Raw genomic sequence first — 23964 nt, 5'->3', positions numbered from 1 at the left:
GGGTGCGGAACGCCGCGGAGAAAACCGGTGGTGGGTGGGGTTCGCCGCGTACTAGGCTCGCCGACTTGCGTCTTTTTCGGGGGTGAGTGAGTGATGGGCGGCTTCTACGGGGCCGTGGTGGTGCGCGGTTTCCGGCGTTACGCCACCTACCGGACGGCGACCGCGGCGGGTGTCTTCACCAATACGGTCTTCGGTTTCATTGTCGCCTACAGCTATGTGGCGCTGTGGGGTCAGCGCCCGCACCTCGGCGGTTACACCGAGGCGCAGGCGCTGACGTATGTCTGGATCGGGCAGGCGCTGCTCCAGACGATGGCGTTGATGGGCGGCGGCTTCGAGGACGAGCTGATGGAGCGGATCAGGTCGGGTGACATCGCGGTGGACCTGTACCGCCCGGCCGACCTCCAGGGGTGGTGGCTGGCGGCGGATCTGGGCCGGGCCTCTTTCCAGCTGATGGGGCGCGGTGTGATGCCGATGGTGTGCGGGGCGCTGGCGTTCGATCTGGCGCTGCCGACGCGGCCGGTGACCTGGCTGCTGTTCCTGGTGTCGGTGGCACTGGGGGTGGTGGTGAGTTTCGCGGTGCGGTTCCTGGTGGCGCTGAGCGCTTTCTGGCTGCTGGACGGGGCGGGCGTCAGCCAGGTCGCCTTCCTGGCCGGGCTGTTCTTCTCCGGGATGCTGCTGCCGCTGACCGTCTTCCCGGGCTGGCTCGGCACGCTCGCGCGGTCGATGCCGTGGGCGGCGATGCTCCAGGTGCCCGCCGATGTGCTGCTGGAGCGGCACCGGGGGACGGACGCGCTGCTCGCGCTGGCCTTCCAGGCGGGCTGGGCGGCGGCGCTGCTGCTGACCGGCCGCGCGTTGCAGGCCGTCGCGGCGCGCAGGGTGGTGGTGCAGGGTGGCTGAGGAATCCACGGTCCGCGACGGCGCCGGGCGCGCCGAGGACGGCCGGAGCCTCGGGGGCTCCCGTGGCTTCGACGGCGCCCAGGGCGTCGGGGGCTTCGGGGGCTTCGGCTCCGTCGAATCGGTCGGGGCCGTCGACCCGTACGACACCGCCGGCGGCGCGTGGTTCACCGTCCGTGAGACGTGGCGGACCTACCGGCTGATCGTCGGCATGTGGGTGCGGTCCACGATGGCGTACCGGACGTCCTTCGTCCTCACCGCGTTCGGCAACTTCGCCGCCACCGGCCTGGACTTCGTGACGATCCTGCTGATGTTCTCGCACATCACCGTGCTCGGCGGCTTCACCCTCGCCGAGGTGGCGTTCCTGTACGGCACCACGAGCACGTCCTTCGGCGTCGCCGATCTGGTGCTGGGCTCCATGGACCGGCTCGGCCGCCGGATCAGGGACGGCACGCTCGACACACTGCTGCTGCGCCCGGTGCCGGTGCTCGCGCAGGTCGCCGCCGACCGGTTCGCGCTGCGCAGGCTGGGCCGGATCACCCAGGGTCTGATCGTGCTCGGCTGGGCGGTCGCGCACGCGGACATCGACTGGTCGCCGGTCACCGTCCTGCTGCTGCCCGTGACGGTGCTGTCGGGCGCGGTCATCTTCTGCGCGGTGTACGTGGCGGGCGGCGCCTTCCAGTTCTGGGCGGGCGACGCCTCCGAGGTGCAGAATTCGGTGACCTACGGCGGCAACACGATGCTCCAGTACCCGCCGGGCATCTTCGCCCGCGACCTCGTGCGCGGCGTCACCTTCGTGGTGCCGCTCGCCTTCGTCAACTGGCTGCCCGCCCTGCGCATCCTCGGCGAACCCGACCCGCTCGGCCTGCCCGGCTGGGTCGACTTCGCCTCCCCGCTGGTCGCCGCGCTCTGCTGCGGCCTGGCCGGGCTCGCCTGGCGCGCGGCCCTTCGTACGTACCGCAGCACAGGGAGTTGAGACGGCCGTGATCGAGCAACGCACAGGAGCAACCGGAGCAACCGGAGGAACGGGAGCAACCGGAGGAACGGGAGCCGCGGGAACGGGAGCCACCGGAGCAGGCGTCACAGGTGCCGGGGGCGGGCCGGGACCCGGCACAGACACCGTGATCGCGCTGGACGGCGTCGAGAAGGTCTTCGACGTACGCCGCAAAGCGGGCGCGCTGCGCAGGGTGCGCAGCCAGGTGCGGGCGGTGGACGGGATCTCCTTCACCGTGCCGCGCGGCGAGATCGTCGGCTACATCGGGCCCAACGGCGCGGGGAAGTCCACGACGATCAAGATGCTCACCGGCATCCTCAACCCCAGCGGCGGCCGGATCAGGATCTGCGGCCTGGACCCGACGCGCGACCGTACCCGGCTGGCCCGCAGGATCGGTGTCGTCTTCGGCCAGCGCACCACGCTCTGGTGGGACCTGCCGCTGCGCGACTCGTACCAACTGGTCCGCCGCATGTACCGGATCGACGACGCCCGTTACACCCGCAATCTCGCGGCCTGCGTCGAACTCCTCGACCTGGGGCCGCTGTTGGACGTGCCCGTGCGCCAACTCTCGCTGGGGCAGCGGATGCGCGGCGACATCGCGGCGGCGCTGCTGCACGATCCCGAGGTGCTGTACCTGGACGAGCCGACGATCGGGCTCGATGTGATCAGCAAGTCCAAGGTGCGCGACTTCCTGCGCACGGTGAACGCCGAACGCGGCACGACGGTGCTGCTCACCACGCACGACCTCACCGACATCGAGCAGTTGTGCCGCCGGGTGATGGTGATCGACCACGGCCGCCTGATGTACGACGGGGACCTCGGCGGACTGCACGCGGTCGGGGAGAGCGAGCGGACCCTGGTGGCGGACTTCGCCCGCGAGCTGCCCCCGGTCCAGGTCGAGGGCGCCCGCTGCGTCAAGGTCGAGGGCCCCCGCCAGTGGCTGGCCTTCCCCGCGCAGGCCAGCGCCGCCCCGCTGGTCGCCGCGGTCGCCGCCGACTACCCGCTGGTGGACCTGTCGGTCCGCGAACCGGCCATCGAGGACGTCATCGCCCGGATGTACGGCGCGGACCGCACCTGAACGGACCGCACCTGAAGCGGTCCGCACCTGACGGGCGCACCTGAAACGGACCGCCCCCGACCGGCCGGGGCGCGGACGACCGCGAGGCCGTACGCGCCCCGGCCGGCGATACGGCTACGGCCGTGCCGGGACGTGGTCGTGCGGATACTCCTCGGCGCGGTGCTGGAAGGCCAGCACCTTGGGGTTCTGCACGGTCCCGCCGCGGATCTCGATCGCCCGCCGCAGGGTGTCGTCCGCGTCCCAGCCCGCCGGGCCCTCCAGGACGCGCCGCAGATACGGCAGCAGCGCCTCGCTGATCTCCCAGGTGGCCGAGTTCCACAGGTACGACGGGCTGTGGTCGACGCCGTAGTACTGGACGTGGTCGCCGACGGTGAACATCGGGTCGGTGAAGGTGGTGGGCCTGGCCCACGCGAAGCCCATGCCCTCGTCGCAGGACACGTCGATGATCAGCGTGCCGGGCGCGAGGCTGGGCAGGTCGTCCTCTATCAGGAACATCAGCGGCGCGTCGGTGTCCTGGAGCACGCAGTTGACGATGATGTCGTGCCCGGCGAGGAATTCGGCCAGCGGCTGCGGGCCGTCCTCGGTCAGGACGACGCTGCGCCGCGGGTCGAGGGTGTCGTCGGCCTCGTCGTGGTCGAAGTGCACGATCCGCGCGGAGTGGATGGGCGAGCTGACGGCCGTCACACCGCGGGCGGTGAGCACGTCCACATCGTGCACGCCCAGCGCGCTGAGCGCGGTGACCGCGCCGCGGGCGGTCGCGCCGAAGCCGATCACGACCGCGCGCTGCCGCCGCCCGTAGTCACCGGTGACCCCGGTGAGCTGCATGGCGTGCAGCACCGAGGAGTATCCGGCCAGCTCGTTGTTCTTGTGGAAGACGTGCAGGTTGAACGAGCCGTTGCGGTGCCAGTGGTTCATCGCCTCGAAGGCGATCAGGGTCAGCCGCCGGTCGATCGCGGCCTGGGTGACCTTCTCGTCCTGCACGCAGTGCGGCCAGCCCCACAGGACCTGGCCCTCGCGCAGTTCCGCCAGGTCCTCGTGGAGCGGCTTGGCCAGCAGGACGACATCGCACTCGGCGATCAGCTCCTCGCGCCGCCGGAAACCGGCGACGAGCGGCGCGAGCTGTTCGTCCGGCACACCGAAGTGCTCGCCGTAACCGGTCTGGAGATAGATGCTGCCGAGCAGGTCGGCGTCGATGCGTTCGAAGTGGGCCGGATGGATGGGCAGACGGTGCTCGTTCTCCTTGCGCGTCTGCGCCATGATTCCGAGCGTGAGGTGCGGCTGCTGCGGGTTCTGCCTGTGCTGCTTGAGCTGCTGCAAAATGCCCCTTTGGTTACTCCCTGTGTAGCACACGGGGAGTGGGCGCGACGCCCCCCGCGTCAGGGGCGGCACGGGGGACGCGGGGGACGTCGGGGGACGTCGGGGGGACAACCGCTGTGGGCGGCACGCGTGCGCGGGGCCGCCGCCGCCGGATCAGCGCAGCGACGTCAGGGCCGCGCGGACGCGATCGACGGCCGCGAGCCGGGTGGAGGCGTGCGCGGACAGCCGTACCGAGTCCGTACGGACCGACGGCGTGACCCCGTGCGCGTGCAGGGCCTTCGCCACGTGCCGCGGGTCGGTGCCGGGCAGCCGGAAGGAGACGATCCCGGCCCGCTCGGCCGGATCGGTGGGGGACAGGACGTCGCCGCCGCAGGACCGGACGGCGTCGATGAACTGGCCGACCCGCGCGCGGATGTGCGCCTCGACGGCCGGTACGCCGACGCCCTCCACCAGCTCCAGCGCCGTGGCCAGCGCGGCGGCCGTGACCGGGCTCAGATTGGTGGTGCTCCAGCGCTGGGCGCCGGGCGCGGGCGGGTGCTCGACGTCGTCGAAGACGCCCGCGTCCTCGACGCCGGTCCAGCCGCCGAGCGTCGGCTCCAGACGGTCGAGCGCGAGGTCGGAGAGGATTCCGAAGCCGGTCGCCCAGCTCGCCCGCAGCCACTTCTGGCCGCCCGCGACCACCACGTCCGCCGCCGCCCACGGCAGATCCGCCACCCCGAAGCCCTGGATGGCGTCCACCACCAGCAGCCGGTCCTGGCCGATCACCTCGCGCAGCGCCGCCAGATCCGCCCGGTAGCCGGTACGGAAGTCCACGGCGCTGACCGACACGGCCACGACGTCGTCGGTCAGCGCCGCCCGTACGGCGTCCGCGGTGATCCGCCCCCGCGCGTCCGGCTCCAGCACGCGCGGTACGGCGCGGCCCAGCTCCGCGCTGCGCCGCCACGGGTAGTGGTTGGCGGGGAACTCGCCCGCGGGCACCAGCACCGTGCCCGCCGGGAGGCCGAAGGCCGCGTGGAACAGGCCGGTCGAGGTGTTCGGCAGCAGCACCGTGTGCGCCGCGTCGGTGCCCGCCAGCCGGGCGGCGGCCTCCCGCGCCCTGGGCTCGGCGCGCATCAGGTCGTTCACCGTGTCCTGGTCGGCGTGGGCCGACCTCTCCAGCGCCTCGGCCGTCGCGGCCAGCACGTCCCGCGAGGGCGGACCGTAACGGGCGAAGTCGAGATAGCCCTCCGGCTCCTCGAAGTGCTCGGCGTAACCGGGCAGCCCTCCGGTGGCGTGCGGCGCTGTCATCGCGGTGTGCTCCCTGTCGCTGTCTGTCGCTGTCTGTCGCTCGTACGTGGCGGTGCCGTGCGGGGGTATGCGTGCGTCGTGGGCCGTTCCCGGTGCCGGGAGGCACCGGGAACCCGCCGTTCGTTCCCCCATTGTCGGCGCGGGGGGAAAGCGCCGGCACGACGGGTACGGGCGCGCGGACGAGGAGGCGCACGGGAGCGGGAAGCGGGAGCGGGTAGGGGCAGGCGTACGTGCGCGCGTACGGGCAGGCGTACCGGAGCGCGTACGGGCTGGCGTACGTGCGCGCGTACGACAAGGATCACCGGGCCGTGACGGCCGCGGGCGGCGACAATACCCGGGTGGACACGCGGGCGGAGCGGGAGCGGATGGAAACGGCGAGCACGAGCGGCGGGACCGGTACGGGCGGGGCGGCGGGTGCGGGCAGTGCGGCCCCGGCGGCCCATGGCCCCGCGGCCAACGGCGCACGGCCGGAATCAGGCGGACGGATCGCGCTCGGGCCCGAGGCCGGGGACGCTGCGCCGACGGCCGACGGCTCGGGCCCCGGCGGCGCGTCCCGGAACGGCTCAGGCGGCGGGGGCCACGGCGGCTCCGGGGGCTCCGGCGGCTCGGGCTCCGGCTCCGGGCCGGGTTCCGCCCCGCGCGGGCGGCCCTCACCGCGCGGCGGACTGGCCGACGCGCCCGGCGGCGCCGCGGCCGAGGAGGAGCGCCGCAGGGGCCTGCGCCGGATGAAGCTGATCGCGACCGGCTTCCTGCTGGTCGCGACCGTCGTCTACGCGCTCGCGAAGTGGGCGGACTCGCGGGGCGCGGGCGGCTGGGCCGGTTACGTGGCCGCCGCCGCGGAGGCGGGCATGGTCGGCGCGCTCGCCGACTGGTTCGCGGTCACCGCGCTCTTCCGCCGCCCGCTGGGCCTGCCCATCCCGCACACCGCGATCATCCCGACCAAGAAGGACGCCCTCGGCGCCAGCCTCGGCGACTTCGTCGGCGAGAACTTCCTGTCGGCCGAGGTCGTCCGCACCCGGCTGCGGGCGGTCGGCGTCGGCACCCGGCTCGGCGGCTGGCTGTCGGAGCCCGCCAACGCCGACAAGGTCACCGAGCAGGCCGCCGCCGCGCTGCGCGGCATGTTCACGGTGCTGCGCGACTCCGACGTGCAGGCCGTGGTCAGCGAGGCGATCACCCGGCGCGCGGAGGCCCAGGAGGTCGCGCCGGGGCTCGGCAAGATGCTGGAGCGGATCGTCGCCGACGGCGGCCACCGCCGCATGGTCGACCTGGTCTGCGTCCGCGCCCACGACTGGCTGGTCGAGCACGGCGACTCGGTCATGGACGCGGTGCAGGGCGGAGCCCCCGGCTGGACCCCGCGCTTCGTGGACCGCAAGGTCGGCGAGCGGGTCTACAAGGAACTGCTGCGCTTCGTCACCGAGATGCGCGATTCCCCCGGCCACCCGGCGCGCGGCGCCGTCGACCGCTTCCTCGGCGACTTCGCCGTCGAGCTCCAGTCCGACCCGGACACCCGCGCCCGCGTCGAGCGGCTGAAGAGGGACCTGCTGGCGCGCGGCGAGGTGCAGGACCTCATCGCGTCCGTGTGGGGCGCGGTGCGCACGATGATGGTCGCCGCCGCCGAGGACGAGCGCAGCGAGCTGCGGATGCGCGCCCGCGCCTCCCTGCTGTCGCTCGGCCGCAAGCTGGCCACCGACCCGCGGCTCCAGGAGAAGGTCGACGTCTGGCTGGAGGACGCCGCCACGTATCTCGTGACCACCTACCGCGACGAGATCACCTCGCTGATCTCCGAGACCGTCGCGGGCTGGGACGCCGACCAGACGTCCCGCAAGATCGAGAACCACGTCGGCCGCGACCTCCAGTTCATCCGGATCAACGGCACCGTCGTCGGCGCCCTCGCGGGCCTGGCCATCTTCGCCATCTCCCGCCTCGCGGGGGGCTGACGGGCGGCGCCGTACCGCCGTATCGTTGCCGATGTGACGGTTCGTCAGATACGGCACGGTCGGCGGGGTGCGACGTCCAGGCGGGGGTCGGGCCCGCCCCGGCGGCGGCGCGTCGTCGCCTACGGGCACGGCTACGGCCGCCGCTACGGGCAGGCGTACGGCCCCGGTTACGGCCGCGGGCCCCGTCCTCGGCGCTCGCTGACCGGGCGGCTGCTGTGGGCGGCGGCCGAACTGGCCATGACCGCGGGGGTGCTCGTACTCCTGCTCGTCGTCCACCAGTTGTGGTGGACCAATGTGCAGGCGCACGCGGCGGCCCGGCGCGAAGTCGCCGCGCTGGAACGGAGTTGGGGCACGCCGTCGCCCTCTCCCGCGGCGCCCTCGCCGGGGGCCGGCGCGCCGAGTGACGATCCGGCCGTCACGCCGAGCGGCCCGGCCCCGTCCGCCGCCGCGCCGCCGCCCTCCTCGAAGGGCGGCACCCGCGATCCGGGCTTCGCCGTCATCCACATTCCCCGGATCGGGATCACCGCGCCGATCGCCGAGGGCATCAGCAAGTCCGCGATCCTCAACCACGGTTACGTCGGCCACTACCCCGGCACCGCGGGGCCCGGCGCCACCGGCAACTTCGCCCTCGCCGGGCACCGCAACACCCACGGCGAGCCGTTCCGCTACATCAACCGGCTCCGCGTCGGCGACACCGTCGAGGTCGAGACGGCCGCCTATCGCTACACGTACGTGATCCGCGAAGTCCTTCCCCAGACGTATGCCTCCGACGGCACCGTCATCGCGCCCATTCCCTACAGCTCCGTCCACTCCTCCGCCCGTATGCGCGGGGTCGCGCACTACATCACGCTCACCACCTGCACTCCCGAATTCACCTCCCGCTACCGCCTCGTCCTCTGGGGCACCCTCCAATCCACCGCCTCCCGCTAGGGCCTGTCCGGGGCCCGGGCCCGTGCTGTTCTCCCGCCGGGGCGGCTGTCCCACGGGGTGGGCCGGGGGTTGCGCGGGCCGGGGGCGGAGTTGGAGGATCGGACAAGACATCCGATGACCGTTCCCACCGGGTGCCGACCGATGACCGAGCCCCGGACCGGGGCAGGCCGCCCAGAGGCGACCGGAAAAAATGGGAGTACCCACGTGAAGCTGCTGCGAGTCGGCCCCGCCGGGGCGGAGCGCCCGGCCCTGCTCGACGGAGACGGTGTCCTGCGTGACCTGAGCGGTCTGGTGACCGACATCGACGGGAAGCTCCTCGCCGATTCGGCGGCGCTCACCGCGGTGGCCGAGGCCGCGGCCGACGGCTCGCTCCCGTCGCTCGACCCGTCGCTGCGGGTCGGCCCGCCGCTGTCCCGGATAGGCAAGATCGTCTGCATCGGGCTCAACTACCACGACCACGCGGCCGAGACCGGCGCCCAGGCGCCGGGCGAGCCCGTCGTGTTCATGAAGGCCCCGGACACGGTCGTCGGCCCCGACGACACGGTGCTGGTGCCGCGCGGCAGCGAAAAGACCGACTGGGAAGTGGAGTTGGCCGTCGTCATCGGCCGCGAACTGCGCTATGCCGCCTCGCACGAGGAGGCGCTGGCCGCCGTCGCGGGGTACACCATCGCGCACGACGTCTCCGAGCGCGCGTTCCAGATCGAGCGCGGCGGCCAGTGGGACAAGGGCAAGAACTGCGAGACCTTCAACCCCCTCGGCCCCTGGCTCGTCACCGCCGACGAGGTCCCCGACCCGCAGGCCCTGCGCCTCCGGCTCTGGGTCAACGGCGAGCTGAAGCAGGACGGCTCCACCGCGAGCCAGATCTTCCCCGTCGCCGAAGTCGTCCGCTACCTCAGCCACTTCATGACGCTCTACCCCGGCGACGTCATCAACACCGGCACCCCCGCCGGTGTGGCGATGGGCCAGCCCGAACCCAAGCCGTACCTCCGGCCCGGCGATGTCGTCGAGCTGAGCATCGACGGACTCGGCACGCAGCGCCAGCAGTTCACGTCCGCCTGACCCCACCGCGCGGCCGTTGACCGGCACGCGCACAGCGGGCCCGCCCCCCGGGCGGGCCCGCCCCGAAGCCCGTCACGCCGTGACGGGCGGAGGCCGGGCATGCGAATGGGCAAGGAGAGTGGGTACTCCTTGCCCTTCTTAAGGTATAGCGCAAGGGGGGCCTTGCGGCAAGGGGGTGCTGGGGTCGCACAATGGGCGGCCGGAGGCCAGAGGTGCGGTGAATCTGGCGGAATGCACGGCTTTGTGGACGGGGATATCTGATGGTGGACGTGACCGTCGTCGGCAGTGGGCCGACGGGGTTGATGCTGGCGAGCGAGCTGCGGTTGCAGGGCGTGGACGTCGTGGTGCTGGACCGGGAGGCGGAGCCGACGTCGTTGGTGCGGGCGCTGGGGCTGCACGCGCGGAGCATCGAGATCATGGACCAGCGCGGGCTGCTGGAGCGGTTCCTGGCGCTGGGGACGCAGCACCGGGTCGGGGGATTCTTCGGGGGGCTCGGCAGGGAGTGGCCGCGGCGGCTGGATACGGCGCACGGATACGTGCTGGGGATCTTCCAGACGGTCACCGAACGGCTGCTGACCGAGCACGCGCGGGAGCTGGGCGTGGAGTTCAGGCGCGGCTGCGAGGTCGTGGGGCTGAGCCAGGACGACGAGGGGGTGACGGCGGAGCTGGCGGACGGGTCGCGGCTGCGGTCGCGGTACCTCGTGGGGTGCGACGGCGGCCGGAGCACGGTGCGCAAGCTGCTCGGCATCGGATTCCCGGGGGAGCCGAGCAGGGTGGAGACGCTGATCGGCGAGATGGAACTGGACGTCGACCAGGAGACGTTGGCGGCCGTGACGGCCGAGGTGCGCAAGACCGAGAAGCGCTTCGGGGCGATGCCGCTCGGTGACGGGACGTACCGGGTGGTCGTGCCCGCGAAGGGCGTCAGCGAGGACCGGGCGGTCCCGCCGACGCTGGAGGACTTCAAGGAGCGGCTGACGGCCTTCGGCGGCACCGACTTCGGCGTGCACTCACCGCGCTCGCTGTCGCGGTTCGGCGACACGACCCGCCTGGCGGACAGCTACCGCGTGGGCCGGGCGCTGCTGGCGGGGGACGCGGCGCACATCCACCCGCCGACCGGCGGCCAGGGCCTCAACCTCGGCGTGCAGGACGCGTTCAACCTCGGCTGGAAGCTGGCCGCCGCCGTCAACGGCTGGGCCCCGGAAGGGCTGTTGGACACCTACGAGACCGAGCGCCGCCCGGTGGCCGCCGCCGTACTGGACAACACCCGCGCCCAGATGGAGCTGATGTCCACGGAGCCGGGAGCCATGGCGGTGCGCCGACTGCTGTCGGAACTGGCCGAGTTCGAGAACGTCAACACGTATCTGATCGAGAAGATCACCGCGATCGCCATCCGTTACGACGTCGGCGAGGGGCACGAACTGCTCGGCCGGCGGCTGCGCGACGTGGAGTTGAAGCGCGGCCACCTCTACGGGCTGATGCACCAGGGGCGCGGTCTGCTGCTCGACCGGACCGGCGCGCTCTCGGTCGACGGCTGGGCGGACCGGGTCGACCACGTGGTCGACGTCAGCGAGGAACTGGACGTCCCCGCCGTCCTGTTGCGCCCGGACGGCCATGTCGTGTGGGTCGGCGAGGACCAGGCGGACCTGCGCGCCCTGATGCCGAAGTGGTTCGGGGCCCCCGCCGACTGAGCGATCACGCCGACTGGGCGATCACGGCGACCATGAAGCTCACGGCGACCGTCAAACTCACGGCGACCGACCGTCAAGCTCACGGCGATCACGGCCACCCACCCGCTCGCCGTCAGGCGCCCGCCTCCGCCAGATAGCGGGTGAGCGCCGCCACGACCAGCGCGTGGTCCTCGACCTGCGGGAGGCCGGAGACGGCGACGACCCCGACCACGCCGACTCCCGCCACCCGCAGGGGGAACGCGCCGCCGTGCGCCGCGTACAGGTCGGGGTCGAGCCGCGAGGACTCCTCGAAGCTGCCGCCCTTGGCCCGGAACCGCTCGCCGACCAGCAGTGACGAGGCGTGGTAGCGCTCGACGACCCGCGCCTTACGGGCCAGCCAGGCGTCGTTGTCGGGGGTGGTGCCGTCCAGGGCGTGGTGGAAGAGCTGCTGACCGCCGCGCCGGATGTCGACGGTGACGGCGGCGCCGCCCTCGCGGGCCATCTCGACCAGCAGGGAGCCGAGCCGCCAGGCGTCGTCGTGGGTGAACCGGGGGAACACCAACTCCGCTTCCTGCGCCACGAGTTCGGCGACCCGCTCGCCACCGGGCGCGGTCACAGCGCCACCGTCCGGCCCTGCGCGGCCGAGAGCTTCGCGGCCTCCAGGACGTCCAGGGCGGCGGCGGCCTCCAGCGCCGTGACCGGCGGCGGGGTGCCGTCGCGCAGGGAGGCCAGGACACCGGCGTAGAAGGCGGGGTAGTCGCCGGGCACGGACGGCACCCGGCGCGAGTTGTCGTCGGTGCCGACGGTGCCCCACGAGGACTCCGGCTCCGCGCCCCACGCCGTGCCCTCGCCGGGGCGCAGGCCCTCGCGCAGCGCGGCCTCCTGGGGGTCAAGACCGTAGGTGACGTAGCCGCCGAGGCTGCCGAGGACGCGGAAGCGCGGCCCGAGGCGGGCGGTGGTGGCGCTCATCCACAGGTGGGAGTGGACGCCGTTGGTGTGGGTGACGGCGATGAAGGTGTCGTCGTCCGCGGCGGCGCCGGGCCGCTGGACGTCGGACTCGGCGTACACCAGGGCGGCCGGGCCGAACAGCGCGAGCGCCTGGTCGACGAGGTGGCTGCCGAGGTCGTACAGCAGGCCGCCGATCTCGGCAGGGTCGCCGGACTCGCGCCAGCCGCCCTTGGGCTGCGGGCGCCACCGCTCGAACCGCGACTCGAAGCGCTGCACCTCGCCCAACTCGCCCTTGTCCAGCAGCCCTTGGAGGGTGAGGAAGTCGCTGTCCCAGCGCCGGTTCTGGAAGACGGAGAGCAGCAGGCCGCGGCGCTCGGCGAAGGCGGCCAGTTCGCGCGCCTCGGCCGCGGTGCCCGCGAGCGGCTTGTCCACCACGACCGGCAGCCCGGCGTCCAACGCGGCGGTGGCCAGCGGCACATGGGTGCGGTTGGGGGAGGCCAGGACGATCAGGTCCAGCTCGGACGCGCGCGCCCACAGCTCGTCGGCCGCCGCGGCGAAGCGTACGTCCGGGTGCTCGGCCAGCGCCTGGGCGCGGCGCTCGGGGCTGCCGGTGACGATCGTGTCGAGGACCAGGCCCTCGGTGGCGGCGATCAGCGGGGCGTGGAAGAAGGAGCCGGCTGGGCCGTAGCCGACGAGGCCGACGCGAAGGGGAGTGCCGGGGGTGCTCATGCGCTCCACTTTGGCAACAGTGTTGCCAAAGTGCAAGCGCGCGGGACAATGGCGGGGTGAACCCGTCCGCGCCCGGCGCCAACCTCCCCGCCCTCCGCAGCCACAACGCCGCGCTCGTCCTCGGCCTGCTCCGTACGGCCACGCTGTCGCCCGCCGACGCAGGCACGGACAGCGGCGGTACGGACAGCCGGGGTACGAGCGGCGGCGGCACGGACAGCGGGGGTACGAGCGGCGGCGGAACGGACAGCGGCGGTACGGACAGCCGGGGTACGAGCGGCGGAGGCACGGACAGCGGGGGTACGAGCGGCGGCGGTACGGGCAGGGGCGGAACGGGCAGCGGCGGTACGGACGGCCGCGCGCGGGGCATCAGCCGTCTGGAGCTGGCCGAGCGGACCGGCCTCACCCCCCAGGCGGTCAGCAAGATCACCGCCCGGCTGCGGGCCGAGGGACTGGTCGAGGAGGCCGGGCGGCGCGCCTCGACCGGCGGCAAGCCGCGCACCGAACTGCGGCTCGTCAGCGGCGCCCGGCACGCCGTCGGCGTCCACCTCGACGGGGAACGGCTCACCGCCGTCCTCACCGACCTCACCGGCCGTACCGTCGCCGAACGCGAGGCGCCGCTGGACCTCGGCCTGCCCGTGGAGTCCGCGCTCGCCGCGATCGTCCACGAAGTACGGCTCATCGCCGCCCGCGCCCCCGGCGCCGTCCTCGGCGTCGGCGTCGGCATGCGCGGCCCCCTCGACCACCGCACCGGCACCCTCCACCGCGTCACCGGCTTCCCGCACTGGCAGGGCGTCCCGCTCCGCGCCCGCCTGGCCGCCGCCCTCGGCCTCCCGGTCGCCCTCGACAAGAACACCAACGCGGCGGCCCTGTCGATCCTGGCCGAGGCCGTCCCGGCGGGAAGCGCCCCGACCGGGGCCGTTCTGGCCGGGACCGGGGAGGGCTCACCGCCCCCGGCCGCCGCCCCCGGCGGGTGGTCCGCACCGACGGAGTCCGCCCCGGCCCCCGTCACCGCCCCGGCCCCCGGGGCCGGTCGTCCCGCGTCCGGAGCCGGCGGTCCCGCGACGGAGTCCGCCCCCGCCCCTGGCGGCGAGCCGCCGACGACCGCGGAGTCCGCAGCCGCCCGTCCCCGCCCCGCCGCAGGCGGCCCCCCGGCCTTCGCGTATCTGCACCTCGGGGCCGGGCTCGGCGCCGGGCTGGTGCTGGGCGGGGAGGTGTACCGGGGCGGGCGGACCGGGGCGGGGGAGTTCGGGCACCAGGCGGTGGAGCTGGGCGGGGTGCTGTGCGAGTGCGGCAACCGGGGCTGCCTGGAGGCGCTGTGCCTGGCGGCGGCCGGGCGCGGCGACACCGTGGGCGCGGCGCGGCTGCTGGGCGTCGGGGCGGCGAATCTGGTCGCGCTGCTCGACATCGACCGGGTGGTGCTGGGCGGCAGGACCGTACTGGCCGCGCCCGCCGTCTTCGCGGAGCAGGTCGCGGCCGTGCTGGCCGAACGCGGCCGGAGCGTGCCCGTGGGATTCGCCGCGGCGGGCCCCCGCGCGGTGGCCGAGGGCGCCGCCCTGCTCGTCCTGGCCCCGCTCTTCGGCAATGTCCTCACCCACGCCTGACGCGTCCCCGCCCGCCCGTGAGCAGGGCTCCGGGACCGGGCACCCCGTCCGGTCTGCGAGGATCGGGCAATGGCCGACGCAGATCCGCAGAGCCCGATCCGGGCGGGCATCCCGGAGCACGGGCGGGTGCCGAAGTACTTCGCCGTCAAGACCCGCCTCGAAGTCGTGCTCGACGAGTTGGGCGAGGGCGGACTGCTGCCCACGGAGCGGGAGTTGGCGGCCCGCTTCGAGGTGGCGCGGGAGACCGTACGGCAGGCGCTGCGCGAACTGCTGATCCAGGGCCGGGTGCGCCGCAGGGGCCGCGGCACCGTCGTGGCCGGGCCCAAGCTGGAACAGCCGCTGTCCACCGACAGCTACACCGAGGGCGTACGGCGGCAGGGCCGCGTCCCCGGCCGTAATCTGATCGCGCTGGAGCGGCTGCCCGCCGACCCCGGTCTCGCCGCCGAACTGCGGCTCGCGCCCGGCGACCCGGTGTGGCACATGGAGCGCGTGCTGCTCGCCGACGAGGAGCGGGTCGGCCTGGAGAGCACGTATCTCGCGGTGGCCCGACTGCCGCACCTGGAAAGGGACTTCGCGCCCGACACCTCCTTCTACGCCTTTCTGCGCGAGCGGATCGGCGTCGAGCCGGTCTCGGTGGACGAGCGGATCGAGACAGTGCTGGCCACACCGCGCGAGGCGCTGCTGATCGGTACGCCGCCCGCGCTGCCGATGCTGCTGCTGCACCGGTCGAGCCGGGACGAGGCGGGCGAGCCGCTGGAGCGGGTGCGGTCGCTCTACCGCGGCGACCGCTTCAGCTTCACCGTCCACATGGAGAAGAGCGACCGGCGGGGCTGAGGTCCCCGGTGGCCGACGTCCCCTTTTTAGTCACGAAATGATAACGGGTCTAGTCCAAGCTTGGAGACCTGTTCACCCGGACGTCGGTAGCCGGACGCGAGACGGCCACCCTCCGCCGCGAATCTCGACGGCGTGAGAGTCACTGTCGTAGGAGCCGGAGCGCTGGGCACGATGCATGCCTGGCACGCAGTCAACCGCGGCCACGAGGTCGTCCACCTGGAGCGCGAGCGGGAGGCCCGCGGCGCGTCCGTGCGCAACTTCGGCCTCGTGTGGGTCGGCGGCCGGGCGGCCGGTGCCGAACTGGAGACCGCGCTGCGCGCCCGCGAGCTGTGGGAGGAGATCGGCGCCCGCGTGCCCGGCGTCGGCTTCCGCGCCAACGGCTCGCTCACCGTGGTCCGCACCCCGGCCGAGCGGGCCGTCGCCGAGGACGTCCTGGGCCGCCCCGACGCCGCCGAGCGCGGCTACAAGTGGCTGTCGCCCACCGAGGTCGCCGCCCACAACCCGGCCCTGCGCGGCGAACTCCTCGGCGCCCTGCTCTGCGAGCGCGACGCCGCCGTCGAGTCGCGCGTCGCCCTGCCCGCCCTGCGCGCCCACCTCGAAGCGACCGGCCGCTACACCTTCGTCGCCGGCCGCGAGGTCCGCGACGTCGACACCGGCCTGGTCCGCGACGACCACGGCACGTCGTACGCCTCCGACAGCGTCGTCGTCGCCACCGGCGCCTGGCTGACCGGTCTCGTCAAGGAACTCGCGCCGAGCCTGCCGGTACGCAGGGTCCGGCTCCAGATGGCGCAGACCGACCCGCTCGGCGAACCGCTGACGACCTCCGTCGCCGACGCCGACAGCTTCCGCTACTACCCCGCCTACGACGGCGCCGCGCTCGACGCCCTGCGCGCGGGCCAGCCGCAGCCGCCGGTCGCCGCCGAGCACCGTATGCAACTGCTCATGGTCCAGCGCCTCGACGGCGGCCTCACCATCGGCGACACCCACGAATACGACGAAGCCTTCGCCTTCGACGTGATCGAGGACCCGTACGACCACCTGCTGGAACGGGCCGCCGAACTCCTCGGCCGCCCCCTGCCCAAGATCCGCCGCCGCTGGGCCGGGGTGTACGCGCAGTGCGCCGACACCACCCGGGTCGTCCACCGCGAGCAGGTACGCGACGGCGTGTGGCTGGTCACCGGCCCCGGCGGTCGCGGCATGACCTGCTCCCCGGCGATCGGCGAGGACACCGCGAACGAGATCGGCTGGTGAACGACATGACCGAGACCACGGCGGCTGCCGCCGCCCCCGCACCCACGGAGCCGGGACCCGCCGCCTCCGCCTCCGCCCCAGGCGATACGTCCGACCTGCGGCTCGTCGTCCTCGACATGGCCGGGACCACCGTCGCCGACGACGGCCTGGTCGAACTGGCCTTCTCGCGGGCGGCCGAGGAACTGGGGGTCGAGCCCGGCAGCGCGGACCACAGCGCCAAACTCGACTACGTACGCGCCACGATGGGCGAGTCCAAGATCACCGTCTTCCGCGCCCTGTTCGGTGACGAGCGGGCGGCACGGCGCGGCAACGCGGCGTTCGAGACCGCGTACGCCGCACTCGTCGACGGCGGCCGGTGCGCGCCGCTGCCCGGCGCGCGCGAGACGATCGACGCGCTGCGCGAGGCGGGCCGCAAGGTCGTCCTGACCACCGGCTTCTCCCGCGTCACGCAGGACGCGATCCTCGACGCGCTCGGCTGGCGCGATGTCGCCGACCTCACCTTGTGCCCGGCCGACGCGGGCCGTGGCCGCCCCTACCCCGACATGGTGCTCACCGCGCTGCTGCGCACCGGCACCGACTCCGTCCGCCAGGTCGCGGTGGCCGGCGACACCGCCTACGACATGCTCAGCGGCGTCCGCGCGGGCGCCCCGCTGGTCGCGGGCGTCCTGACCGGCGCTCACACCGAGGCTCAGCTCATCGCGGCGGGCGCCACCCACGTCCTGGCCTCGATCGCCGAACTCCCCGCCGCCGTCGCCCGCCGGGAGACCCCGCGATGACCGCCGCCGACCACCCGGCGGCGGAGCCGACGCCCGCGCCCCCGCGCGCGGGCACGACCGGCCCCGCGGGCATCCGGTTCGCGCAGGTGACCGTCGCCTACCACGGCCAGACGGTGCTGGACTCGCTCGACCTGACCGTCGAGCGCGGGGAGGTCATGGCGCTGCTCGGCCCGTCGGGGTCGGGGAAGACGACGGCGCTGCGGGCGGTGGCGGGGTTCGTGCGGCCGGTCAGCGGGCGGGTGGCGATCGGGGGACGGGACGTGACGGACCTGCCGCCGTACCGGCGGGGCATCGGGATGGTGGTGCAGCAGTACGCGCTCTTCCCGCATCTGCGGGTGGACCAGAATGTGGCGTTCGGGCTCAAGGCGCAGAAGGTGCCGCGCGGCGAGGTGCCCGGGCGGGTGGCGGACGCGCTGGAGATGACCGGCATGGCCGCGTACGCCCGGCGCTATCCGCGGGAGCTGTCCGGCGGGCAGCAGCAGCGCGTGGCCATCGCCCGCGCGCTGGCGATCAGGCCGGGGGTGCTGCTGCTCGACGAGCCGCTGTCGGCGCTCGACGCGCAGCTCCGCTCCGGGATGCTCACCGAACTGGCCCGGCTGCACCGCGAGTTGCCCGAGGTCTCGATCCTGTACGTCACCCACGACCAGATCGAGGCGCTGACGCTCGCCGACCGTATCGCCGTCCTGGACAAGGCCAGGCTCCGGGACTGCGGCACCCCGCGCGACCTCTACCGGCACCCGCGCACGGCCTTCACGGCCTCCTTCGTGGGCAACGCCAATCTGCTGAACGTCAGCGCGGGGGAGGACGGCGCCGTACGGCTGGCGGACACCACCCTCCAGGTGGCCGCGAGCGGTACGGACGGCCCGGCGCCTGGCGCCGAGGCGACGCTGTGCGTCCGCCCGCACGCGCTGCGGCTGGCCGCCGCATCCGAGGAAGGCGGCGGCAACGTCCTGCGCGGCACCGTCACCGCCGTGCAGTGGCGCGGCCACACGCACCGGCTGCTCGTCGCGGCGTACGGGCACGAACTGCGCGCCGACGTAGGGGACTTGCGGCAGCCGCCGCGGGCGGGCGACGAGGTCGGGCTGACCTTCGCGGCCGAGGACGCGGTGCTGCTGCCCGCGGGGCTCGGCGCGGGAGGTGTCGGCGTTGGCTAGGACGACGCAGGCGCCGCTCGTACCGGAGGCGAAGCCGGACGCCCCACCGGACGCGAAGCCGGACGCCCCACCGGCCGCGCGCACCGCCACCTCCGCCGCGGACAAGGGCGGTTCGCGGCGGCTGACCGTGCCCGGCCCGCTCTGGGCCCTGCCGCCGCTGGCCGCGATCGGCTTCTTCTTCCTCTATCCGCTCTTCCTGGTCGGCAAGCAGTCCCTCTCACCGGACAGCGGCGGCCACTCCGTGTCCGCGTACACCGACGTGTTCACGGAGGAGTCGTTCCGCGAGGCGCTGTGGAACACCGTGTGGATCGCGGTCGGTTCGACCGCGGGCTGTCTGGTCCTCGGCTTCGTCCTGGCCCTGGTGATCGCCTTCGTGCCGTTCCCCGGCGGCAAGGCGCTCAGCCGCTTCATCGACATCTTCCTGGCCTTCCCCTCCTTCCTGATCACCCTCGCGCTGCTGTTCCTCTACGGCACCGTCGGCATGGCCAACGGCCTGTGGACGGACGTGACGGGCGGCGCGAGCGGCAGCGGCCCGATCGACTTCCTGCGCACACCGTGGGGCGTACTCCTGGCGGAGATCACGTACTTCACGCCCTTCGTGATGCGCCCGCTGCTCGCGGCCTTCTCCCAGGTGGAGACCGCCCAGTTGGAGGTCGCCTCGTCGCTGGGCGCGCGGGCGCCGCGGATCGTACGGCAGGTGATCCTCCCCGAGGCGCTGCCGTCGCTCGCGGCGGGCGGCAGCCTCGTCCTGGTCATGTGCCTCAACGAGTTCGGCATCGTGCTCTTCACCGGCGCCAAGGGCGTCACCACCCTGCCGATGCTCGTCTACAGCAAGGCGATCCTCGACGGCGACTACCCGGGGGCGTGCGTCGTCGCGGTCGTCGCCGTCGTGCTGTCGGTGACGCTCTACGGCCTCTACCGGGCTGTCGTGGCCCGTACCACCACCCTCGCAGGAGGCTTCACCGGAGGTGCCCGCCGTGCTGGTGCATAGCCGCAGCGGTCGCTGGACGGCCTGGGCCGTCTTCTTCGTCCTGTTCCTGCCGGTCTTCGCGCTGCCCTTCCTCGTCGTGCTGATGGCGTCCTTCGCCACCAACTGGAGCGGCGCCTTCCCGTCCCACCCGACGCTGACGCACTATCAGGACATCACCCAGGGCGACTCGGCGCACGCCCTGACCACCAGCCTGTGGACGGCGCTGGCCGCCAGCGTGCTGGCCCTGCTCGTCGGCGGCTGGGCGGCGCTCGCCGCCGAACGCCTGCGCGGCTGGCAACGGCGCCTGCTCGACACCCTGTTCATGCTGCCCGTCGCCGTGCCGTCCGTCGTGGTCGGCCTGTCCCTGCTGGTCGCCTTCTCCAAGCCGCCGCTGCTGCTCAACGGCACCCGCGAGATCGTGATCCTGGCCCACACCGTCCTGGTCACCGCCTTCGCCTACCAGTCCGTGAGCGCCGCGCTCGTCCGCCTCGACCCGGCGTACGAGCAGAGCGCCGCGAGCCTGGGCGCGCGGCCCGCGTACGTGCTGTGGCGGATCAGGCTTCCGCTGCTGCTGCCCTCGCTCACCGCCGCCGCCGGACTCTGCTTCGCCCTGTCCATGGGCGAGTTGAGCGCCACGATGATGCTCTACCCGCCCGACTGGCTGCCGCTGCCGGTCCAGATCTACGGCGCGACGAACCGCGGTTCGCTCTACTCGGGCGCCGCCCTGGCCGTCGTCCTCATGGTGACGACCCTGCTCGTCCTGCTCGGGATGTCCCGCGTCCGCACCCGGGCCTCCTACCGCTGACCCCCCTTTTCCCCTTTCTCCTTCCCGATTGACCACACCCAGCAAGGAGTTCGACCTGCCATGCGCAAGCGCAGCCCCATCACCCCGCTCACCGCCGTCGCCGGCACCCTCACGCTCGGTCTCGCCCTCGCCGCCTGCGGCGGCTCCTCCGACTCCGGCTCCGGTTCCTCGGACGGCAAGGCGTCCACCGAGGTTACCGTCTACAGCGCCGACGGCCTGCACAACGAGGCCGGGGACGGCTTCTACGACAAGGTGTTCAAGGACTTCACGGCGAAGACCGGCATCAAGGTCAACTACGTCGAGGGCGGCTCGGGCGAGGTCGTGCAGCGCGTGATCCGCGAGAAGTCCAACACCAAGGCCGACCTGATCGTCACGCTGCCGCCCTTCATCCAGCAGGCCGACGCCAAGGGGCTGCTGACCACGTACAAGCCCGCCGGTTCCGACAAGGTCGACGCCGCCGACAAGGGCGCGGACGGCAACTGGACCTCGATCGTCAACAACTACCTGTGCTTCATCTACAACACCAAGGAACTGCCGACCCCGCCCAAGACCTGGAACGACCTGCTGGACGGCAAGTTCAAGAACAAGCTCCAGTACTCCACCCCCGGTGTCGCGGGCGACGGCACCGCCGTCGTCATCAAGGCCATGCACGACTTCGGCGGCCAGGCCCCGGCGATGGAGTACCTGAAGAAGCTCCAGGCCAACAACGTCGGCCCGTCCGCCTCCACCGGCCAGCTCGCCTCCAAGGTCGACAAGGGCGAACTGCTGGTCGCCAACGGCGATGTGCAGATGAACTACGCGGACCAGGCGACGATGCCGCACCAGGGCATCTTCTTCCCGGCCGCCGACGCCTCGGGCAAGCCGACCACCTTCGCGCTGCCGTACGCGGCCGGGCTGGTGAAGAACGCGCCGCACGAGGACGCGGCCAAGAAGCTGCTCGACTACTTCCTGACCACCGAGGTCCAGCAGGAGGTCTCCTCGATCGGCGGCGGCTTCGCGGCCCGCACCGACGTGACCGCGACCGACGCCAACGCCGCCAAGCTCAAGCAGATCATGTCGGGCGTGGACGTCTTCACCCCCGACTGGTCCGACATCGACGCCCACCTGACCGACTACGTGGACGCGTGGAAGACCGCCACCGGAAGCTGACTCCTGGCCGAGCGGCAGGTCACCGGTCAGCCGGCCGTTGGCTGACCGGGGGACCGCCGTGACGCGGCGGCCGACCAGCACGCGAGACGGCCGGGGCGGGTGCCATCCGCCCCGGCTACGCTGGTGAGTGAAGCCGTGGGCAGAAGCGGCGTGCTGAGGCCGTGGGCAGAAGCCGGCGTGCTGAAGCCGTGCGCGGAAGCGGCGCGCGGACGCCGCGAGCGGATGCCCCGGGCGCGAGCTGTGCGAGGAACAGGAGAGCGGAACCCGTGTCGACACGCAGGCCCATCGAGTCGTGGCTCACCGACATGGACGGGGTGCTGATCCATGAGGGCACGCCCATCCCGGGCGCCGACGCCTTCATCAAGGGGCTGAAGGAGTCCGGCAAGCCCTTCCTGGTGCTCACCAACAACTCCATCTACACCCCGCGCGACCTGCACGCCCGGCTGACCCGCATGGGCCTCGACGTACCGGTCGAGAACATCTGGACGTCCGCGCTGGCCACCGCCAAGTTCCTGGACGACCAGCGCCCCGGCGGCACCGCGTACGTGATCGGCGAGGCGGGGCTGACCACCGCCCTGCACGACGTCGGCTACATCCTCACCGACACCGACCCGGACTACGTCGTCCTCGGCGAGACCCGCACCTACAGCTTCGAGGCGCTCACCAAGGCGATCCGGCTGATCAACAACGGCGCCCGCTTCATCGGCACCAACCCCGACGAGACCGGGCCGTCCCCCGAGGGCGTGCTGCCCGCGACCGGCTCGGTGGCCGCGCTGATCACCAAGGCCACCGGCAAGGACCCCTACTTCGTGGGCAAGCCCAACCCGCTGATGATGCGCGCCGGGCTCAACGCGATCGGCGCGCACAGCGAGACCAGCGCGATGATCGGCGACCGGATGGACACCGACGTGCTGGCCGGCCTGGAGTCCGGCATGACCACGTTCCTGGTGCTGACCGGCCTCACCGCGCCCGCCGACATCGACCGCCACCCCTTCCGCCCCTCGCGCGTCGTGAACTCGATCGCGGACCTCGTGTCGGAGATCTGAGCCCCGGCGCGCAGCCCCCGGAGCCCCGGGTCCGGGAAGTCCGAGCCGACACACCGATCCGTCACTCTCCGTAGAGCGTCCCTCACCCTGATGGACGATTGAGGCGCCCCTCGGGGTGCGGGCGGCGGCCGTCGCAGGGATGTTCGTAAGCACCGGGCGCGAGTCCCCGCTCCCGGACGAGCGGAGGTCTCCATGTTCGGTCTGAAACTGCCCGTCATCGCCGCAGCCGGTGCCGTCGGAGTGTTCGCGCTCGGTGGCGCCTCGGGGCTGCCCAGCCAGGCGATCGCCGACTCGGGCGGAGGGGGATCGTCGTCCTCTTCCTCCTCGTCGTCGTCCTCGTCCTCGTCGTCCAGCTCCTCGGACTCGATGGACGTGTCGCCCGCCAGCGTGGCGCCGGGTGGTGTCGTGAGCCTGCACCTGGAGACCTCCTGCAAGTCCGGCGGCAAGGCCCGCGCCAGCGCCGAGGTCTTCGTGGACACCGTCACCCTCGCCCCGGCGAGCGACGGCTCCCACTCGCTCGAAGGCACCGCGTTCATCAAGTCCGACGCGGTCGACGGCTCGTACGAGATCTCCGTCGAGTGCAACGGCTCCTCCAGCTCCGCGTCCGCGTCCGTGACGGTCACCGGCGCCAGCACCTCGCTGCCGATCGCGCCCGTCCCCGCGGGCGGCGGCGGTACCGCGCAGCTCGCGGCCGGGCCCGGCACGGCCGGTTCCGACACCAGCGCGCTGCTGGTCACCGGCGGCTTCGCGGCCATCGGCCTGGCGGGCCTCGTGATCCACCGGCGCCGCAGCTCCGACCGCGGCTGACCGGGATGGCGGAAGGGGCGGAGGCCGCGGGCGGCGGCGAGGACGGTCCACGGCCCGACAACAGGACCTGGACGACCGCGGCCGTCGCCCTCGTGCTGCTCGCGGCCTGGCTGTTCGGACACGACGGCGGCGGCAGCGGTACGGAGGCCACCCCCGGCGGCCGGGCGCTGGCCGCCGCCGCTGCCGACCGCCCGCGCGAGGTCTACGCCCCCCACCTGCCGATGCCCGCCTCCACGCCGCTGCGCATCGACATCGCCTCGATCGGGCTGCACGCCAAGCTCGTCGGCCGCGGCCTGAAGGACGGCGCGGTCGACCCGCCGCCGTACGCCACCCCGGACGTCGCGGGCTGGTACCGCGACGGACCGTCGCCGGGAACGGCGGGCGCGGCGCTGATCGTCGGCCACGTCGACACCGAGACCCGCGCGGCCGTCTTCTACGGGCTGAGCACCGTCGAGCCGGGCGCGCTGGTGGAGGTGACCCGCGCGGACGGAACGGTCGCCGAATTCTCCGTCGAGGGCGTCGAGGTGGTGGAGAAGGACCACTTCGACGCCAACCGGGTGTACGGGTCCTCCGGGCGCCCGGAACTGCGGCTGATCACCTGCGGCGGCTCCTTCGACAAGGAGAAGCAGGCGTACTCGGCGAACGTCGTGGTCTTCGCGGCGCTGACCGGCAACCGCACGACCTGACGCACGCAGTACGGCCCGAGGCGCGTGCGCCCGACGCACGTACGG

General features: G+C 73.2%; 22 protein-coding genes. 18 read left to right on the top strand and 4 right to left on the bottom strand.

Features of this window, described 5'->3' with window-relative positions; genetic code table 11:
- The first annotated feature begins 93 nt into the window (after window positions 1-93).
- The 3 genes from ACIOC1_RS28925 (at window position 94) to ACIOC1_RS28915 (ending at window position 2966) form a co-directional block, all read left to right on the top strand.
- Window positions 94-897 (top strand): ABC-2 family transporter protein, encoded by an 804-nt coding sequence (locus ACIOC1_RS28925; RefSeq protein WP_355343119.1) that lies wholly within the window; start codon window positions 94-96, stop codon window positions 895-897.
- Between the two features lie 208 nt (window positions 898-1105).
- Window positions 1106-1870: an ABC transporter permease gene (locus ACIOC1_RS28920; protein ID WP_355343292.1), complete on the top strand. Its 765-nt coding sequence runs from the start codon at window positions 1106-1108 to the stop codon at window positions 1868-1870.
- A gap of 145 nt (window positions 1871-2015) precedes the next feature.
- Complete coding sequence (locus ACIOC1_RS28915; protein WP_391117272.1) at window positions 2016-2966, top strand: ATP-binding cassette domain-containing protein; 951 nt, start codon at window positions 2016-2018, stop codon at window positions 2964-2966.
- Between the two features lie 114 nt (window positions 2967-3080).
- Here ACIOC1_RS28915 and ACIOC1_RS28910 read toward each other — a convergent pair whose 3' ends face one another.
- Together ACIOC1_RS28910 and ACIOC1_RS28905 are read right to left on the bottom strand one after the other, a co-directional pair.
- Window positions 3081-4223, bottom strand: a complete 1143-nt coding sequence (locus ACIOC1_RS28910) for a N(5)-(carboxyethyl)ornithine synthase (protein WP_355343125.1) — start codon at window positions 4221-4223, stop codon at window positions 3081-3083.
- Window positions 4224-4436: 213 nt separating this feature from the next.
- Window positions 4437-5570, bottom strand: a complete 1134-nt coding sequence (locus ACIOC1_RS28905) for an aminotransferase class V-fold PLP-dependent enzyme (RefSeq protein WP_401856875.1) — start codon at window positions 5568-5570, stop codon at window positions 4437-4439.
- A 365-nt stretch (window positions 5571-5935) separates the two neighbouring features.
- Between ACIOC1_RS28905 and ACIOC1_RS28900 the strand changes: the two genes are divergently transcribed.
- The 4 genes from ACIOC1_RS28900 to rox all read left to right on the top strand — a co-directional run bounded on the left by ACIOC1_RS28900 (window position 5936) and on the right by rox (window position 11184).
- Window positions 5936-7507, top strand: coding sequence for a DUF445 domain-containing protein (locus ACIOC1_RS28900; RefSeq protein ID WP_401856920.1), 1572 nt, complete (start codon window positions 5936-5938; stop codon window positions 7505-7507).
- 33 nt (window positions 7508-7540) lie between these two features.
- Window positions 7541-8437, top strand: a complete 897-nt coding sequence (locus tag ACIOC1_RS28895) for a class E sortase (protein ID WP_401856873.1) — start codon at window positions 7541-7543, stop codon at window positions 8435-8437.
- 204 nt (window positions 8438-8641) lie between these two features.
- Window positions 8642-9496, top strand: coding sequence for a fumarylacetoacetate hydrolase family protein (locus tag ACIOC1_RS28890; RefSeq protein ID WP_355343134.1), 855 nt, complete (start codon window positions 8642-8644; stop codon window positions 9494-9496).
- Window positions 9497-9756: 260 nt separating this feature from the next.
- Window positions 9757-11184: a rifampin monooxygenase gene (gene rox, locus ACIOC1_RS28885; RefSeq protein WP_391047084.1), complete on the top strand. Its 1428-nt coding sequence runs from the start codon at window positions 9757-9759 to the stop codon at window positions 11182-11184.
- Between the two features lie 112 nt (window positions 11185-11296).
- On the opposite strand, the gene ACIOC1_RS28880 is transcribed toward rox, so the two are convergent.
- Complete coding sequence (locus ACIOC1_RS28880) at window positions 11297-11779, bottom strand: heme-degrading domain-containing protein (RefSeq protein ID WP_355343140.1); 483 nt, start codon at window positions 11777-11779, stop codon at window positions 11297-11299.
- A complete protein-coding gene (locus ACIOC1_RS28875) occupies window positions 11776-12840 on the bottom strand; it encodes a Gfo/Idh/MocA family oxidoreductase (protein ID WP_401856870.1) in 1065 nt (354 codons plus the stop codon). The genes ACIOC1_RS28880 and ACIOC1_RS28875 overlap by 4 nt, the downstream gene beginning before the upstream one ends.
- A gap of 56 nt (window positions 12841-12896) precedes the next feature.
- On the opposite strand from ACIOC1_RS28875, the gene ACIOC1_RS28870 reads away from it, so the two are divergent.
- From ACIOC1_RS28870 to ACIOC1_RS28820, 11 genes are all read left to right on the top strand, one after another.
- Entirely contained in the window at window positions 12897-14441 is a 1545-nt protein-coding gene (locus ACIOC1_RS28870) for an ROK family transcriptional regulator (RefSeq protein ID WP_401856868.1), read from the top strand.
- Between the two features lie 69 nt (window positions 14442-14510).
- A complete protein-coding gene (locus ACIOC1_RS28865; RefSeq protein ID WP_355343149.1) occupies window positions 14511-15275 on the top strand; it encodes a GntR family transcriptional regulator in 765 nt (254 codons plus the stop codon).
- Window positions 15276-15407: 132 nt separating this feature from the next.
- On the top strand, window positions 15408-16526 hold the full coding sequence (locus tag ACIOC1_RS28860; protein WP_401856866.1) for a TIGR03364 family FAD-dependent oxidoreductase: 1119 nt from the start codon (window positions 15408-15410) through the stop codon (window positions 16524-16526).
- A gap of 5 nt (window positions 16527-16531) precedes the next feature.
- Window positions 16532-17302, top strand: coding sequence for a phosphonatase-like hydrolase (locus ACIOC1_RS28855; RefSeq protein WP_355343155.1), 771 nt, complete (start codon window positions 16532-16534; stop codon window positions 17300-17302).
- Complete coding sequence (locus ACIOC1_RS28850) at window positions 17299-18456, top strand: ABC transporter ATP-binding protein (RefSeq protein ID WP_401304888.1); 1158 nt, start codon at window positions 17299-17301, stop codon at window positions 18454-18456. Before ACIOC1_RS28855 ends, ACIOC1_RS28850 begins: the two co-directional genes overlap by 4 nt.
- On the top strand, window positions 18440-19447 hold the full coding sequence (locus tag ACIOC1_RS28845) for a 2-aminoethylphosphonate ABC transporter permease subunit (RefSeq protein WP_401856863.1): 1008 nt from the start codon (window positions 18440-18442) through the stop codon (window positions 19445-19447). Before ACIOC1_RS28850 ends, ACIOC1_RS28845 begins: the two co-directional genes overlap by 17 nt.
- Window positions 19434-20231 carry an ABC transporter permease gene (locus ACIOC1_RS28840; protein WP_401856861.1) on the top strand — a complete coding sequence of 266 codons (798 nt, stop codon included), beginning with the start codon at window positions 19434-19436 and terminating at the stop codon, window positions 20229-20231. The genes ACIOC1_RS28845 and ACIOC1_RS28840 overlap by 14 nt, the downstream gene beginning before the upstream one ends.
- A gap of 60 nt (window positions 20232-20291) precedes the next feature.
- Entirely contained in the window at window positions 20292-21380 is a 1089-nt protein-coding gene (locus ACIOC1_RS28835) for a 2-aminoethylphosphonate ABC transporter substrate-binding protein (protein WP_401856859.1), read from the top strand.
- Window positions 21381-21646: 266 nt separating this feature from the next.
- Window positions 21647-22426 (top strand): HAD-IIA family hydrolase, encoded by a 780-nt coding sequence (locus ACIOC1_RS28830; RefSeq protein WP_355343169.1) that lies wholly within the window; start codon window positions 21647-21649, stop codon window positions 22424-22426.
- 192 nt (window positions 22427-22618) lie between these two features.
- Window positions 22619-23233 carry a hypothetical protein gene (locus ACIOC1_RS28825; protein ID WP_391163940.1) on the top strand — a complete coding sequence of 205 codons (615 nt, stop codon included), beginning with the start codon at window positions 22619-22621 and terminating at the stop codon, window positions 23231-23233.
- A 5-nt stretch (window positions 23234-23238) separates the two neighbouring features.
- The gene (locus tag ACIOC1_RS28820) at window positions 23239-23919 is read left to right on the top strand and encodes a class F sortase (protein WP_188283612.1); all 681 of its coding nucleotides are present in this window, start codon (window positions 23239-23241) and stop codon (window positions 23917-23919) included.
- Window positions 23920-23964 lie beyond the last annotated feature (45 nt).

It is taken from the genome of Streptomyces sp. NPDC088197 (assembly GCF_044741185.1).
Classification (GTDB): Bacteria; Actinomycetota; Actinomycetes; order Streptomycetales; family Streptomycetaceae; genus Actinacidiphila.
This window is presented reverse-complemented; position numbering and strand designations above follow the sequence as displayed.

What these genes read in the sequence shown, in the direction of transcription:
- ACIOC1_RS28865 (WP_355343149.1), top strand. Translation starts at nt 14,511, where the DNA reads ATGGCCGACGCAGATCCGCAGAGCCCGATCCGGGCGGGCATCCCGGAG.
- ACIOC1_RS28875 (WP_401856870.1), bottom strand. Translation starts at nt 12,840, where the DNA reads ATGAGCACCCCCGGCACTCCCCTTCGCGTCGGCCTCGTCGGCTACGGC.
- ACIOC1_RS28820 (WP_188283612.1), top strand. Translation starts at nt 23,239, where the DNA reads ATGGCGGAAGGGGCGGAGGCCGCGGGCGGCGGCGAGGACGGTCCACGG.
- rox (WP_391047084.1), top strand. Translation starts at nt 9,757, where the DNA reads ATGGTGGACGTGACCGTCGTCGGCAGTGGGCCGACGGGGTTGATGCTG.
- ACIOC1_RS28905 (WP_401856875.1), bottom strand. Translation starts at nt 5,570, where the DNA reads ATGACAGCGCCGCACGCCACCGGAGGGCTGCCCGGTTACGCCGAGCAC.
- ACIOC1_RS28850 (WP_401304888.1), top strand. Translation starts at nt 17,299, where the DNA reads ATGACCGCCGCCGACCACCCGGCGGCGGAGCCGACGCCCGCGCCCCCG.
- ACIOC1_RS28855 (WP_355343155.1), top strand. Translation starts at nt 16,532, where the DNA reads ATGACCGAGACCACGGCGGCTGCCGCCGCCCCCGCACCCACGGAGCCG.
- ACIOC1_RS28835 (WP_401856859.1), top strand. Translation starts at nt 20,292, where the DNA reads ATGCGCAAGCGCAGCCCCATCACCCCGCTCACCGCCGTCGCCGGCACC.
- ACIOC1_RS28925 (WP_355343119.1), top strand. Translation starts at nt 94, where the DNA reads ATGGGCGGCTTCTACGGGGCCGTGGTGGTGCGCGGTTTCCGGCGTTAC.
- ACIOC1_RS28825 (WP_391163940.1), top strand. Translation starts at nt 22,619, where the DNA reads ATGTTCGGTCTGAAACTGCCCGTCATCGCCGCAGCCGGTGCCGTCGGA.
- ACIOC1_RS28910 (WP_355343125.1), bottom strand. Translation starts at nt 4,223, where the DNA reads ATGGCGCAGACGCGCAAGGAGAACGAGCACCGTCTGCCCATCCATCCG.
- ACIOC1_RS28920 (WP_355343292.1), top strand. Translation starts at nt 1,106, where the DNA reads ATGTGGGTGCGGTCCACGATGGCGTACCGGACGTCCTTCGTCCTCACC.
- ACIOC1_RS28900 (WP_401856920.1), top strand. Translation starts at nt 5,936, where the DNA reads ATGGAAACGGCGAGCACGAGCGGCGGGACCGGTACGGGCGGGGCGGCG.